The following is a 12,067-nucleotide window of genomic DNA, read 5'->3' as shown; positions in this document are numbered from 1 at the left end:
ATCGTCGACCCGGCCCGGGCCATTGGTTGGTCAGCTCGCCGTGCAGGTCAGCGCCGGTGTACTGGGCGTGCCGCTCGACGAGCCGAGGAACCCGAACGCGGTGCTCGCGCCGGCGCCCAGTGCCCCGTTGTAGGCGACGTTGCGGGCGGTGACCGCCGACCCCTGGCTCGTGACGGTCGCGTTCCAGGCCTGGGCGACGCTCTGGCCACCGGCGAAGGTCCACGTCACGGTCCAGTTGCTGATCGCCGAGGGTCCCGCGGTGACCCGTACCTCGCCCTGGAAGCCGCCGGTCCACTGGCTGGTCACCGCGTACGTCGCGGTGCAGCCGGCCGCCGGCGGCGGGGTGGTGGGCGGTGGCGTGGTAGGCGGTGGCGTGGTGGGCGGTGGGGTGGTGACGGAACCACCCCAGCCGGCGGTGGAGTCCAGCCAGGCGGCGCGTCGCAGCATCCAGTCCCGCATGACCTGGACCTGCCCCTGCCAGGTGGGCGAGGTCGGGGTGCGGAAGAAGCTGACCGTCGGTGCCGTCAGGTTGGGCCAGCGTTGGAAGTTGCGCTGGGCCGCGTTGGTCAGCGGGGTCGCGAGAGCATTGATCCGGGTCTGGAGCGCGGCGTCGGAGAGCAGGCCCCGTCGCAGCGTCTGCCAGCGCGATCGGGCCTGGTTGACGAACGCGGGGTCGCGCAGCAACTGGGCGAACCAGTCGTTGGCCGACGGTTGCCGGGTCTGCTGGTGCTGCCAGCCCGACACCTGGTCGTTGGCGAAGAATCCACCGACGCCGAAGCTGAGGTCGAAGTCCCACAGCGGACCCGCGAAGATCTTGCTGTCCCGGTCCTTGTAGAAGTGCGAGCTGCGGACGTAGGCGTCCATCTCCCGGCTCAGCTCGTTGACGATCATGAGGTCGATGAAGGAGTCGACGTCGATGTACTTGCGGTATCCGGTGGTCGGGTCGGCGAAGTTCGACGAGTGCAGCACGTCGTTGAACTCCTGGAGGTGACCGCGCAGCCAGTCCCGTTGCTGCGGTTGCAGGGGCGACGGGTCGGCGACCTCAAGGTAGTTCCAGCAGGTTGCCGCCGGCCCGGTGCACGGCAACGTCGGCTCTTCGGCCGCCATCCACTCGAATTTCCAGATGTACCCGCCCTGGATCTTCGGCAGGGTCACGTCGTCGGAGTCCAACTGCTTGAGGTCGAGGCGGTCCTTGGAGTTCTTGATCGTCTCCATGAACATGTAGACGCCCATGTAGTCGCTGGCACCCACCGGTGCGGCGTCCGTGTTGAGGTAGAACTCGGCGAACGCGTAGCGCGGGGCGGGCAGCCCCATCTCGCGCCCGAGGTCGTAGACGAGCGCCTCACGGATCAGCGCCTTGTCGGGGAACGGGCCGCGCAACACCCAGTCGGAGTCGGCGGGCATGCCCAGCACCGGGTAGTCGGCGTCGTCGTTCTCGTTGTCCCAGAACTCGACGCGGAACGGCGTCTTCTCGAATGTCGCCGACGAGTTGCCGCGCAGCCGGAATCCGGCCCGGGTGCTGAGCGTCGGGGCGGCCGCCAACGATGTGGTACCGCCGCCCGTCGGTTCGAAGATCATGGTGGTGGCGTCGAAGTACTCACGGTCTGGCCGGCCGGCACCGTACGAGTCGATCAGTACCACCGGCAGGTCGTGGGCGGTGGTGACGTTCTGGGCGGCGTACATGGCGGTGCCGGGCGCACCCGTCGCTGTTTGGCCGACGAACGCCTGTGCCCGCAACTGGGTGGTGCGGGTGAAGCGCAGCGCCGAGCCCGAATAGAGCGACGACTGGGCGGTGGGCGGCTGGCCGTTGGTGGTGTAGCGGATCTGGGCACCGCTGACCGTGCTGCTCAGCGTCACCGCCACCTCCCCCTGGAAGGTGCCGCTGGGCACCGAGAAGGTGATGTCGCCGACCAGGTCTTCCGCCGCGGCCGGTGCTGCGGCGGCATCGGCGGCCGGGGTGCCGGCGAGGAGTTCGGTGACCGGTTGGGCGGCCTGGGCAGCGGCGACGGGTTCGGCGCCGGCCGGTGGCGAAGACACCACGAGGAAACCTGCGACCAACACGGCGGTGGCGGCGATCCCGGCGGCACGAAGGGCCGCCACCGGAAGACCGGTGTTGCGGGTGTTCATGCGCACGATGCCTCCTGTTCTGATCGGGTGGGAACGGGCAACTCCAGGAGCGCCGAGGACGCGTCGGCGCGGAAATGGCGGCGTAGCGTCCGACGCCACGGCACATCGGGAAGGTCCAGGCGGAGAGCCGCGAGACCGGTGGCGTACTTCGAGATGCGTACGGGCCGGGTCCCGCGCTGCCACAGCGCACGGTCGACCAGCGAGGGGGCCGAATTGGTCTTGGTCTCGACCACGGCGATGCCGGGCAGTCGCAGGGTTTGGTCACCGTCCTGCCAGGTGAGCCCGGTGTCGATGGTGACCCGGCTCGCGGTTGCGGGCAGCAGCAGAGTGGAGCGACGGTAGCTGGTGACCAGCACCGGCTCGAGTGGGCTGCCGCTGAGATTGGACAGGATCGACTCCCGGTCGAGCACATCGTCGACGAACCCCCGCCCGGACCGGACGGTGCGGCGGTCCTCGGCGAGATACGGCAGTCGGTGTTTGGTGACCCGTCCGCGCGCCCCGCTGATCTTCACTTCCAGCCAGCACTGCGCGGAGTCGAGGTAGGTCCGGGTCCGTACCTTGAAGCGCCTGCGCCGCCGGTACGCGGCGCAGTGGTAACTGGCCAGGCAGGGCGTGTCGAAGTACACGGACTCGTACCGGAAGCTGCGTTCGCCATCGATGTCCAGCACCCGGGCGTACGGGGTGAGCTGGTCCAGCAGATGCGGCAACTCGTCCACCGTGATGACGTACTTGCGGTCCACCCTGCACTGCAGCGCTGCCCGGTCGATCACCTCGGCGAGTGCGATCGGCGCCAGCGTCGCCAGCGGTGGCGCGCTCATCGGAGCGCTCCGGCCCGTACCGCCTTGCTGGTGCCGGCAGCCGCGCTGCGCCGGGCGACCGAGTATCGGACGTCGACCACTGTGGTCTCGTTGACCATGTCGAGCCGCTGGACGATGGCGTTGTGTACCCGGGCGTTGAGCAGTTGCTCCAGCTGGGCGACGAGAGCGACGTGATCGGTGACGGCGGAGTCGAGCACCATGATCTGGTGCCGGTAGTGCCGGAGCAGCCGTCGGTGATCGCCGACGAACATCACCGCGACGATGAGTGCCATCAAGCCTCCGCTGAGCCAGACCGAGGTGGTGCTGAGTGCGCCGAGAATGCCCAGTGCGAGAGCGGAGAAGTAGTACGCGACCTCGTGCTGGTCGAGCTCCGTCGACCGGAGTCGGATGATGGAGAGCACTCCGAACAGCGCCAGCCCCAGCCCGAGCCCGGCCCCGACGTCGCTGGCGCTCAGCGCGCTCGCCACCGCGAGGACGCCGACGTTGACCCCCAGATAGGCGACGACCAGGTCGCGCCGGCGGTGCCGGGGGAAGTAGAGCCCGAAGACGAGCAGCGCCACCGCGCAGATGTCGATCGCGAACAGAACGAGCTGCGACATCGCTGGGGTTCCTCCTGGTTCACGCCGGAGCGGACCGACGCCAGGCCGCAGTCGCTGCGTGGCGACCTGCGGAAGGTGGCCGAACCTCCGGGCTACTTTTCGGTAAACTTTCGGTATTTCGTTGGTGACTGTAAGCAGAACATCAATGTAAGTCAATGTGTGATCCGTGCGCACATGCAGGCCCCTGAGCCGGCTGGCAAGGGTGCGGTGCGCCTGACGTGGGCAGGCCCGGGGAGCCACCTCGGCTCAGGCGACCGCCGAAACTTTCGGAGTCTTTCGGGCGTCACGGCGTCTCGATTGATCGGTCCTGGGGTCGGTTCCTGGGGCGGGATGATCGTCGGTCCGACCCGGGGTGGCCGCTGAGCCTCTCGTGCCCGTTGGCCGGTGGCGCCCGGTGGGGCGGGCACCGCCAGTGTCGGCGGGGTTCAGTGACTTCGGTGCCTATGGAGCTGATGCCGCAAACGAATCAAGCAAGGGAATCCGTGGCGGTGGTGTCGGCGACGAACCGTGCTGGCGAACTGCCTGGTGGTGGGCGCGACGAACCGCGAGCGAACCGCCTGGCAGTGGGATCGCGACGACCGCGGGCGAACCGCCTGGCAGTGGGATCGCGACGAACCGTGCTGGCGAACCGCCTGGCGGCGGGATCGCGGGGATCGCGCGGGGAACCGCCTGGCGTCGCGGGGATCGCGCGGGGATCGCGCGGAGGGTCGCGTGAGGGCTTTGTCGCGGGGGCGGTTCGAGGGGGCCGTCTGTCGGTGATGTCGTAGACGATTCAGCTCCAAAGGAAGGCCGGACCGCCGACGGTCCCTGGCCTGGCGGTCCCTGGCCTGGCGGTGGGGCGCCCTCATGGCTCACGACGTTCAGCGCGCCGCGCTGCGGACCAAAGGTCTACGCCGCCGTTCAGCTGCCGATCGCCGAGGTGCGTGCGAGTGGTCGCGGGCAGCGACGACGAGCCCCGTGTCGTCGCTGTGGATTCGTCGGACGACGTCAGCAGGGACGCACTGTCGGCAGGGTTGATCTGCCCGATCCGAGGGCATTTCTGCATAGACGCCCTCCAATTGCCGGTTGCATTGGTCAGACGTGTGACCTACGCTCCCAGTAAGAATTTCGGGGCGGTTAACAAAGAGTGCGGTCGGGGCGACGGAAGTCCCCGCCGGCCCTTAGTGGCGTCGTTGTTCCGTACTCGTCGCTCGATACGCACTTTGGGCACCACATCGACGACCAGTGAGAGGAACAGACGTGAAGTCAGCCATATCCACCGCTCGAATGTCAGTGTTGGCGGTGGCGGCGCTTGTCGCCGCCACACTGCCAGCAGTGCTGACAAACCAACTACCGGCATCGGCCGCGGTCCAGGCGACCTACTATGTCGCCCCGGACGGTGACGACGCCAATCCGGGCACCCTGCAGTCGCCATTCCGGACTCTGCAACGTGCCCGGGACGTCGTTCGTACGGTGAACACGAACATGACCGGCGACGTGAACGTCCACCTCCGTGGTGGAACCTATCCGGTGAGCAGCACTGTCGAATTCGGGTCGAGCGACTCCGGCACCAACGGATTCCGGGTCAGCTACGCGGCCTACGCCAATGAGAAGCCAGTCCTCGACGGCGGCGTCCCGGTGACCGGGTGGAGCCAGCACAGCGGCAACATCTGGAAGGCGCCGCTCGACCGCACCAACAAGCTGCGGGCGCTCTACGTCAATGACAAGCGCGCGTACATGGCGTCGAAGACGATCAGCTCGGCGGGCTGTTACGGGACGTACAACATCACGGCCAACCAGGCCTCGTGGGCCTGGGAGTCGGGCTCGCAGTGCGACGGCGCCAAGTACAGCCTGAACGATTTTCCCGCCGTTCCGCGCAACCAGGACGACATCGAGATCGAGACGGGTACGACCTGGACCACTGCCATCGTGGGCGTCCGCCAGGTGACCACGAGTTCCGACGGTGCGAACCGGGTCGCTCTCTTCCAGCAACCAGGCGCGGCCATCGCGCAGGGCGCGTTCAACGGCAACGCCCAGGTCGGCGGCACCCACAAACTCATGAACGCGTACGAGTTCCTGGACGCGCCCGGTGAATTCTATTTCGACAAGGGCACCAAGACGGTCTACTACTACAAGGCCAGCGCCGAGAACATGTCGACCGCGACGGTCTACGCACCGAACAACGTCACCACGGTGCTCCGGGTCGCCGGCACCTCGACGACCAGCCACGCCCGCAACATCACGTTCTCCGGTCTGACGGTGCGGCACTCGGACTGGAACCTGTTCAACGTCGCCGGTTCGTCCTTCAAGCAGGCGCAGCAGGGCAATCTCGGAGCGCAGGTGTACGCGAAGGGCAACTTCCACGTCTACTACTACCGCAACGTGGATGTCACCCCCGGCATCGTCCAGATCCAAAACGCCGACGGTCTCCTGCTGCAACGCAACCGGATCGAGCACACCGGCGCCGACGGAATCAACATGATCAATGATGTGCAGAGCACCCAGTTGATCGGAAACCACACCAACGACATCGCCGGGTCCGCCATCACCGTCGGTCATCCCCAGCACGTCTACATCGGGGACGGCACGTCGACCAACCGCGAGAAGTACTCCGCGTCAGTCGAGGGGCTGCCGAAGAACATCGACATCAAGAACAACTACCTCTACGACAGCGCGGTTCTGTTCAACGGGCACAGCCCCATCTCCGCGTACTTCGCCGACACCCTCACCATCCAGCGCAACCGGATCGAGAAGGCCCCGTGGTCCGGCATCACGCTCGGCTGGGGCTGGTGGAACTTCGACGGATCGTCGGGCTCGATCGTGCCGAACCGGCCGACCACGACGGCGAGAAACAACACCATCAGCTACAACCACATCATCGACACGGTGCAACGTCTCAGTGACACGGCTCCCATCTACACGCTCGGGAGCCAGCCCGCGACCACCATCACCAACAACTACCTCCAGGGCGTTCCGTCGGGCCACAAGTACGGACTGCACCCGGATGAGGGCTCGGCGTTCATCACCTTCCGCGACAACGTCCTGAGTATCGACAAGAACGTCACCTGGATGATCAATTCGGATGACTTCGGGCGGAAGCACGATCTGAGCATCACGCAGATCTACGGCCCTATCAACAAGGTCTCGAACAAGAATCTGCCGAACAGTACTGTCGCCGACATCCTCGTCTCCTCCGACTATGTCTGGCCGGCTGCGGCGTACGGCATCGCCGCGAATTCCGGCCTTGAGGACGCGTACCGGGACATCATTCCGGCGAGCAATTTCTCCGCACCGAACTATGTGCTGCCGGCCAGCACCTTCGTCACCAGTGCCACCGCGTCGATCCCGATCCGGAGCATCGGTGACGCCACCAGGTCGGTCTGGCTGGCTCCGTACGGCACGACCACCTTCACCGCCGGGGCGACGATGACCAGGGCCGCCGGCACCGCCACATCCATCGCCGTGCCGGCCACTCAGGTCGAGTACCGGCTCTACGTCGTCGACGCACAGGGCAACCGGTCGGCCGAGTCGACAGCAATCGTCCGGCAGCAGCAGGGCGGCGGCAGCGGTACGGGGAGCGGACAACTCGTGGGTGGCCAGTCCGGTCGCTGTGTCGAGGTGCCCAACTCCTCGACCACCAACGGCACTCAGACTCAGCTCTGGGACTGCTCCACCGGCACCAACCAGCAGTGGACCCACACCGCCAGCAAGCAGTTGACCGTGTACGGCAACAAGTGCCTGGACGCCTCCGGGGCGGGCACGGCCAACGGCACCGCGGTCATCATCTGGGACTGCCACGGTGGGCTCAACCAGCAGTGGAACGTCAACACCAACGGCACCGTGACGAACGCCCAGTCGGGGCTCTGTCTCGATGCCAACGGCGCCGCCACCGCCAACGGCACCAAGCTCATCCTCTGGTCCTGCAACGGCGGCACGAACCAGCGGTGGACGCTGCGTAGCTGACCCGACCAGACCCCGGGGCCAGGCCGACACGGGCCTGGCCCCGGCTACTTCTGGGTCGGCGCTGCCGACGTCGCTAGCTGGCGGCCTCCGGCGTGGCCTCGGTCGGCTGGGCGGCCTCGTCGTCCTTGGCGGGCTCCTCCTCGTTCGCCACCTTGACGCGCGTGGGCTCGGTCCAGGAGAACTCGATCTCGACGGACACCTCCGTCTCGCTCTCCCGCTCGATCTCCAGCTCGCACCGCACCGTGTCCGCGACCGTCACCGCACCCGCCGCGCCGTAGAAGAGCCGCCCGTCAGACTCCAGCTGGTTCGCCAGTTGGCGCAGCCAGGCGGCCAGGTCGGAGCGTGACACCGTACGGGAGTCCTCATAGATATCCATGTCGACCATGCTCGCACTCCACAAAGGACGACGTGTGCAGGGCTTCGGCCTCGACCCGAGGTGTCGGCATGATATGGATCTTGCCGGTGGCGGTGGTCCGGAAAATGTCGGCTTCGGAGGTGCTGCCGGACAGCGCGCGGGTAATGCTGGGCGATGAAATCCACCTGGAAGCCCCACGAGAAGCACGGTGGCCTGTCGGACAAGGACAAGCGCGAGCTGCCGGAAACCGTCTTCGCGTTCCCCGGCAAACGCAAGGAACCGATGACCGATGCCAGCCACGTCCGCAACGCCGTCGCCCGGTTCGACCAGGTGCAGGGCGTCACCGACGCCGACCGCGACCTGGCCTTCGAGAACATCCTCGCCGCAGCCAAGCACTACGGTGTCGATGTCGCCGAGACGAACTGGCGCCAACTGGGCAAGCTCCCGCACACCCCGAATCCCGCTCACTGACCGGGCAACCGCACGATTCGGCCCACTCGCCGGATAGTTTCGGCTCCGCCGGGTAAACGGCGCGGATGCCCGCCAAGCAGGAGCCGGCAGCTGACAACGACCCGCCCCGGCACCGGGTCGATCGGATCTGGTCCGCCCTGCGCGAGCGGGTGCGGCACGGGCTACAGGTCCGCGCTTGGCGCTTGCGCCTCTTCGGGCTGCTCGCCGTGCAGGCCGGCGTCGCGGCGTCGATCGCCTGGTTCGTGGGGTATCAGTTCCTGGGCAATCCCGTCCCGGTGCTCGCGCCCACCACCGCGGTCGGCATCGTGGCTGCGTCGATGGGCACGCGCCTGCGGCGCACCGTCGAGCTGCTGGTCGGGGTGATCCTGGGCCTCGCTGTCGGCGACGCACTCATGTCGATGTTCGGCATCGGGCCCTGGCAGACCGGTGTGGTCGTCGTGCTGGCGATCATCGTCGCCGTGCTGATCAAGGGCGGCGGATCCCTACTCACCCAGGCCGGCGGCACCGCGGTGCTCATCGCCACCCTGGAGCCGCCCGTGCGTGAGTTGTCCGTCCCCCGCTTTGTCGACTCTGCCGTCGGCGGGCTCATCGGTCTGGCGGTCGGCCTGCTGTTGGTGCCCATCCACCCGCAGCGGACGATGCAGCGGCTGGCCGAACCAGTCCTCGACCCGACCATCGACGCCCTGCGCAACCTGGCTGCTGCGCTGCGTCGTCGGGACCTTGGCGGCGCCGAGCAGAGTCTGAATGGTTTGCGGGGTCTCGGTTCACGGACGACTGCGCTGGACGAGGGGCTCGGGGCTGCTCAGGAAGTGGTACGACTGGCACCACTACGGTGGCGCCAACGCAGGTCCCTGGCCAAATACACCCGGGCCGTCCACCATCTCGAGCGCAGCCTGTACGGCTGTCGGGCCATCGCGAGGAGACTCACCAAGGCTCTCCGGGACGATGAGCCGATACCGGATGAGTTCGTCGCGGCCATCGAACTGCTGGCCACCAGTGTGCAGACGCTGAGACGCACCAGCACTCCCGAGCGGGCGGATCCGCGTGAGGCGCAAGGGCAGATCCTCACCGCTGTCGAGCTGGTCGGAAAGGCGCAGGGAAAGCCCGCTCCGGATCCCACCCGCCCGCACACCCACCGGCTGGGCTACTCGGGAGCGATCGCCGCGGGTGAGTTCCACACGGCCGCCCACGACCTGCTCATGGCCAGCGGTATGGGCGCCGACGAGGCGGGAGAGCTGGTACGGCAGGCATTGGATCGGGCCGGTTCGGAGTGAGCAGGCGGGCCTGCGGCGCGCACCGCCGCCACGTCGGGAAAGCCCAGCGCGTCACGTCGCCCTGAGGGACGCGAGGACGTCGAGGTAGTGCGGGTTCTTCATGACCCCCAGCACGTTGCCGAACGGGTCGACGACCGCCGCGGTGATGAACCCTTCGTCCCCGTGTGGAGTGATCGGCTGGTACTCCGTGGCACCCAACGCCAGTAGCCGCTCGACGGTGGCGTCGAGGTCGTCGACGCACCAGTGCATGATCACGCCGCCGGGCCCGGTCGCCGCGCCGGCCGGTGCGTACCTGCGGTCGATGATGCCCAGCTCGGCCTGGTAGTCCCCGATGCGGAACTCGGTGTAGGCCGGGCGTCCGTCGGGGCCGGGGCGCATGAAGTACGCCTCGATGCCAAGAAAGTCCGTATACCAGGCCGTGGCCGCCGTCACGTCGTCCGCCCAGATGTTCAGGGTGGCGAATCCTCGCAGGCTCATCAGGTGTCCTCTCGTCGATGTGGTTGCTGTCGACGCTATCGACGATTGCGGAAGGTTTGCTTCCGCAATGAGCGGTAGGTCTCGACCGTGTCCAGCCGCGGACCGCATTTTTCGTCGGCTCCCGGGTAGTCGCCGCCATTGCCCAGGACGAGTGGCGGGGGACAGCGTGGACAGCTACCCGGCAGTCGAGGACCACGGTCTGATCGGTGATCTACAGACCGCGGCGCTGATCACCAAGGACGGTACGGTCGACTGGTTCTGTGCGCCCCGCTTCGACTCACCGAGCATCTTCGGCGCGCTGTTGGATCGCCGTAAGGGTGGCCATTTCCAGCTGTCGCCCGACGGCATCGACTACGCGAGCAAGCAGCTCTACCTGCCCGGTACACCGATCCTCATCACCCGCTTCCACAGTGCGGACGGCGTGGGCGAATTGTTGGATTTCATGCCCGTCACGGGTGAACGGGCCACCAACCGGCACCGGTTGATCCGGCTGGTTCGCATGATCCGGGGCAGCATGCCGTTCCGCTTCGACTGTCAGCCCAAGTTCAACTACGGACGCGATCCGTTTGAGCTTGAGGTGCACCCCGAGGGTGACGTCTTCCGGAGCCAGACACTGACCTTCACCCTCGCCCTCTTCAAGGATGCGAAAGGGCTGGTCGACGCGGGGGCCATCAACCGCGACGCGCAGGGGGTATCGGCTCGGTTCACGCTGCAAGCAGGTGACATCGGCGGGGTGGTCCTGGAGACGGCCTGCCCGCACGCGCCCCGCGCACTCAGCACCGACGAGGCGTGCGAACTACTTGCCGACACCCGCGACTTCTGGCGGCGATGGCTGGACCGTTCCCGCTATCGGGGTCGTTGGAGGGAGGCGGTCGAGCGGTCGGCGATGACCCTCAAGCTGATGACGTACGCACCGACCGGCGCCCTTGTCGCCGCGCCCACCGCGGGGCTACCCGAGCAGATCGGCGGGCAGCGGAACTGGGACTACCGTTACACCTGGATCCGGGACGCGTCCTTCTCCGTGCACGCGTTGCTGAAGCTCGGCTTCACCGACGAGGCCGAGAAATATCTGCTCTGGTTGGACGCGCGCATCCGGGAAGCACGGGACCCCGATCTGCCCCTCCAGATCATGTACAGGGTTGACGGCTCGCCGGACCTGCCCGAGGAGGTGCTCAGCCACCTGGAGGGATACCGCGGGTCGGCACCGGTGCGCATTGGCAACGGCGCGTCGGGCCAACTGCAACTCGACATCCACGGCGAGGCGCTCAACTCCCTGGAACTCGCCGACCGGAATGGCCTGATCGCGCCGTACGAAGGGTGGCGGAAGACGGCAGAGCTGATGGACTGGCTCTGCGAGCACTGGGACCAGCCCGAGGACGGCATCTGGGAGACCCGGTCCGGGCGGCAGGACTTCACGTACGGACGGATGATGTCCTGGGTGGCGCTGGACCGCGCAATCCGCCTCGCGCAGCGCCGTGGGCGCCCCGGTGACACCACCCGTTGGACGACCGAACGCAACACCATCTACGAGCAGGTCATGACACGTGGCTTCCACCCGGGCCGCCAAGCTTTCGTGCAGCACTACCGCACGGACATCCTGGACGCCTCGCTGCTTGCCATGCCTGGGCTCGGCTTCATCTCGCCGATGGACCCGATGTGGGAGTCGACGCTGCGAGCGATAGACGGCGAACTGGTCTCCGACAGCCTCGTCTACCGCTACGACCCGAACGCCTCGCCGGACGGCCTGGCCGGCACCGAGGGCACCTTCAGCATGTGCACCTTCTGGTACGTGCAGGCCCTCGCCCAGGCCGGCCGGCTCGACGACGCCCGGTTGACCTTCGAGAAGATGCTCACCTACAGCAACCCGCTCGGCCTCTACTCCGAGGAGATCGCGCCGACCGGGGAGCAGATCGGCAACTTCCCGCAGGCGTTCAGTCACCTCTCGCTGATCAGCACGGCGACTCACCTTGACGACCTGCTCGATCAGCAGCGCTGACCGTCCAT

The 12,067-nt window shown here is 67.2% G+C and carries 9 protein-coding genes; 4 read left to right on the top strand and 5 right to left on the bottom strand.

Annotated features, from left to right (window positions below; all coding sequences use genetic code 11):
* Nucleotides 1-30: 30 nt before the first annotated feature.
* The 3 genes from DLJ58_RS10225 to DLJ58_RS10215 are packed head-to-tail and all read right to left on the bottom strand — an operon-like array spanning nt 31 to nt 3,544.
* The gene (locus tag DLJ58_RS10225) at nt 31-2,127 is read right to left on the bottom strand and encodes a CotH kinase family protein (protein ID WP_124855257.1); all 2,097 of its coding nucleotides are present in this window, start codon (nt 2,125-2,127) and stop codon (nt 31-33) included.
* A complete protein-coding gene (locus DLJ58_RS10220; protein WP_124855144.1) occupies nt 2,124-2,945 on the bottom strand; it encodes a polyphosphate polymerase domain-containing protein in 822 nt (273 codons plus the stop codon). The genes DLJ58_RS10225 and DLJ58_RS10220 overlap by 4 nt, the downstream gene beginning before the upstream one ends.
* On the bottom strand, nt 2,942-3,544 hold the full coding sequence (locus DLJ58_RS10215; RefSeq protein WP_124855142.1) for a DUF4956 domain-containing protein: 603 nt from the start codon (nt 3,542-3,544) through the stop codon (nt 2,942-2,944). The genes DLJ58_RS10220 and DLJ58_RS10215 overlap by 4 nt, the downstream gene beginning before the upstream one ends.
* A 1,266-nt stretch (nt 3,545-4,810) precedes the next feature.
* Between DLJ58_RS10215 and DLJ58_RS10210 the strand changes: the two genes are divergently transcribed.
* Nucleotides 4,811-7,486 (top strand): ricin-type beta-trefoil lectin domain protein, encoded by a 2,676-nt coding sequence (locus DLJ58_RS10210; protein ID WP_244218868.1) that lies wholly within the window; start codon nt 4,811-4,813, stop codon nt 7,484-7,486.
* Nucleotides 7,487-7,559: 73 nt separating this feature from the next.
* Here the strand turns inward: DLJ58_RS10210 and DLJ58_RS10205 are convergent, their stop codons facing one another.
* The gene (locus DLJ58_RS10205; RefSeq protein WP_158629565.1) at nt 7,560-7,862 is read right to left on the bottom strand and encodes an amphi-Trp domain-containing protein; all 303 of its coding nucleotides are present in this window, start codon (nt 7,860-7,862) and stop codon (nt 7,560-7,562) included.
* 153 nt (nt 7,863-8,015) lie between these two features.
* Here DLJ58_RS10205 and DLJ58_RS10200 point away from each other — a divergent pair, with 153 nt between their 5' ends.
* Nucleotides 8,016-8,312, top strand: a complete 297-nt coding sequence (locus DLJ58_RS10200; protein ID WP_124855136.1) for a DUF6582 domain-containing protein — start codon at nt 8,016-8,018, stop codon at nt 8,310-8,312.
* A 65-nt stretch (nt 8,313-8,377) separates the two neighbouring features.
* The gene (locus tag DLJ58_RS10195) at nt 8,378-9,586 is read left to right on the top strand and encodes an FUSC family protein (RefSeq protein ID WP_124855134.1); all 1,209 of its coding nucleotides are present in this window, start codon (nt 8,378-8,380) and stop codon (nt 9,584-9,586) included.
* 51 nt (nt 9,587-9,637) lie between these two features.
* Here DLJ58_RS10195 and DLJ58_RS10190 read toward each other — a convergent pair whose 3' ends face one another.
* Nucleotides 9,638-10,063, bottom strand: coding sequence for a VOC family protein (locus tag DLJ58_RS10190; RefSeq protein ID WP_124855132.1), 426 nt, complete (start codon nt 10,061-10,063; stop codon nt 9,638-9,640).
* Between the two features lie 166 nt (nt 10,064-10,229).
* Here DLJ58_RS10190 and DLJ58_RS10185 point away from each other — a divergent pair, with 166 nt between their 5' ends.
* Nucleotides 10,230-12,059 carry a glycoside hydrolase family 15 protein gene (locus DLJ58_RS10185; protein ID WP_124855130.1) on the top strand — a complete coding sequence of 610 codons (1,830 nt, stop codon included), beginning with the start codon at nt 10,230-10,232 and terminating at the stop codon, nt 12,057-12,059.
* The last annotated feature ends 8 nt before the right edge of the window (nt 12,060-12,067 follow it).

The sequence above is a fragment of the Micromonospora arida genome (assembly GCF_003857035.1).
Taxonomy (GTDB): Bacteria; Actinomycetota; Actinomycetes; order Mycobacteriales; family Micromonosporaceae; genus Micromonospora; species Micromonospora arida.
Note: the sequence above shows the minus strand (reverse complement) of the source record. Positions and strands in the feature narration are given on the sequence as shown.

Coding starts and splice junctions, on each gene's coding strand:
- DLJ58_RS10220 (WP_124855144.1), bottom strand. CDS start 2,945: ATGAGCGCGCCACCGCTGGCGACGCTGGCGCCGATCGCACTCGCCGAG.
- DLJ58_RS10205 (WP_158629565.1), bottom strand. CDS start 7,862: ATGGATATCTATGAGGACTCCCGTACGGTGTCACGCTCCGACCTGGCC.
- DLJ58_RS10210 (WP_244218868.1), top strand. CDS start 4,811: ATGTCAGTGTTGGCGGTGGCGGCGCTTGTCGCCGCCACACTGCCAGCA.
- DLJ58_RS10195 (WP_124855134.1), top strand. CDS start 8,378: ATGCCCGCCAAGCAGGAGCCGGCAGCTGACAACGACCCGCCCCGGCAC.
- DLJ58_RS10225 (WP_124855257.1), bottom strand. CDS start 2,127: ATGAACACCCGCAACACCGGTCTTCCGGTGGCGGCCCTTCGTGCCGCC.
- DLJ58_RS10190 (WP_124855132.1), bottom strand. CDS start 10,063: ATGAGCCTGCGAGGATTCGCCACCCTGAACATCTGGGCGGACGACGTG.
- DLJ58_RS10215 (WP_124855142.1), bottom strand. CDS start 3,544: ATGTCGCAGCTCGTTCTGTTCGCGATCGACATCTGCGCGGTGGCGCTG.
- DLJ58_RS10200 (WP_124855136.1), top strand. CDS start 8,016: ATGAAATCCACCTGGAAGCCCCACGAGAAGCACGGTGGCCTGTCGGAC.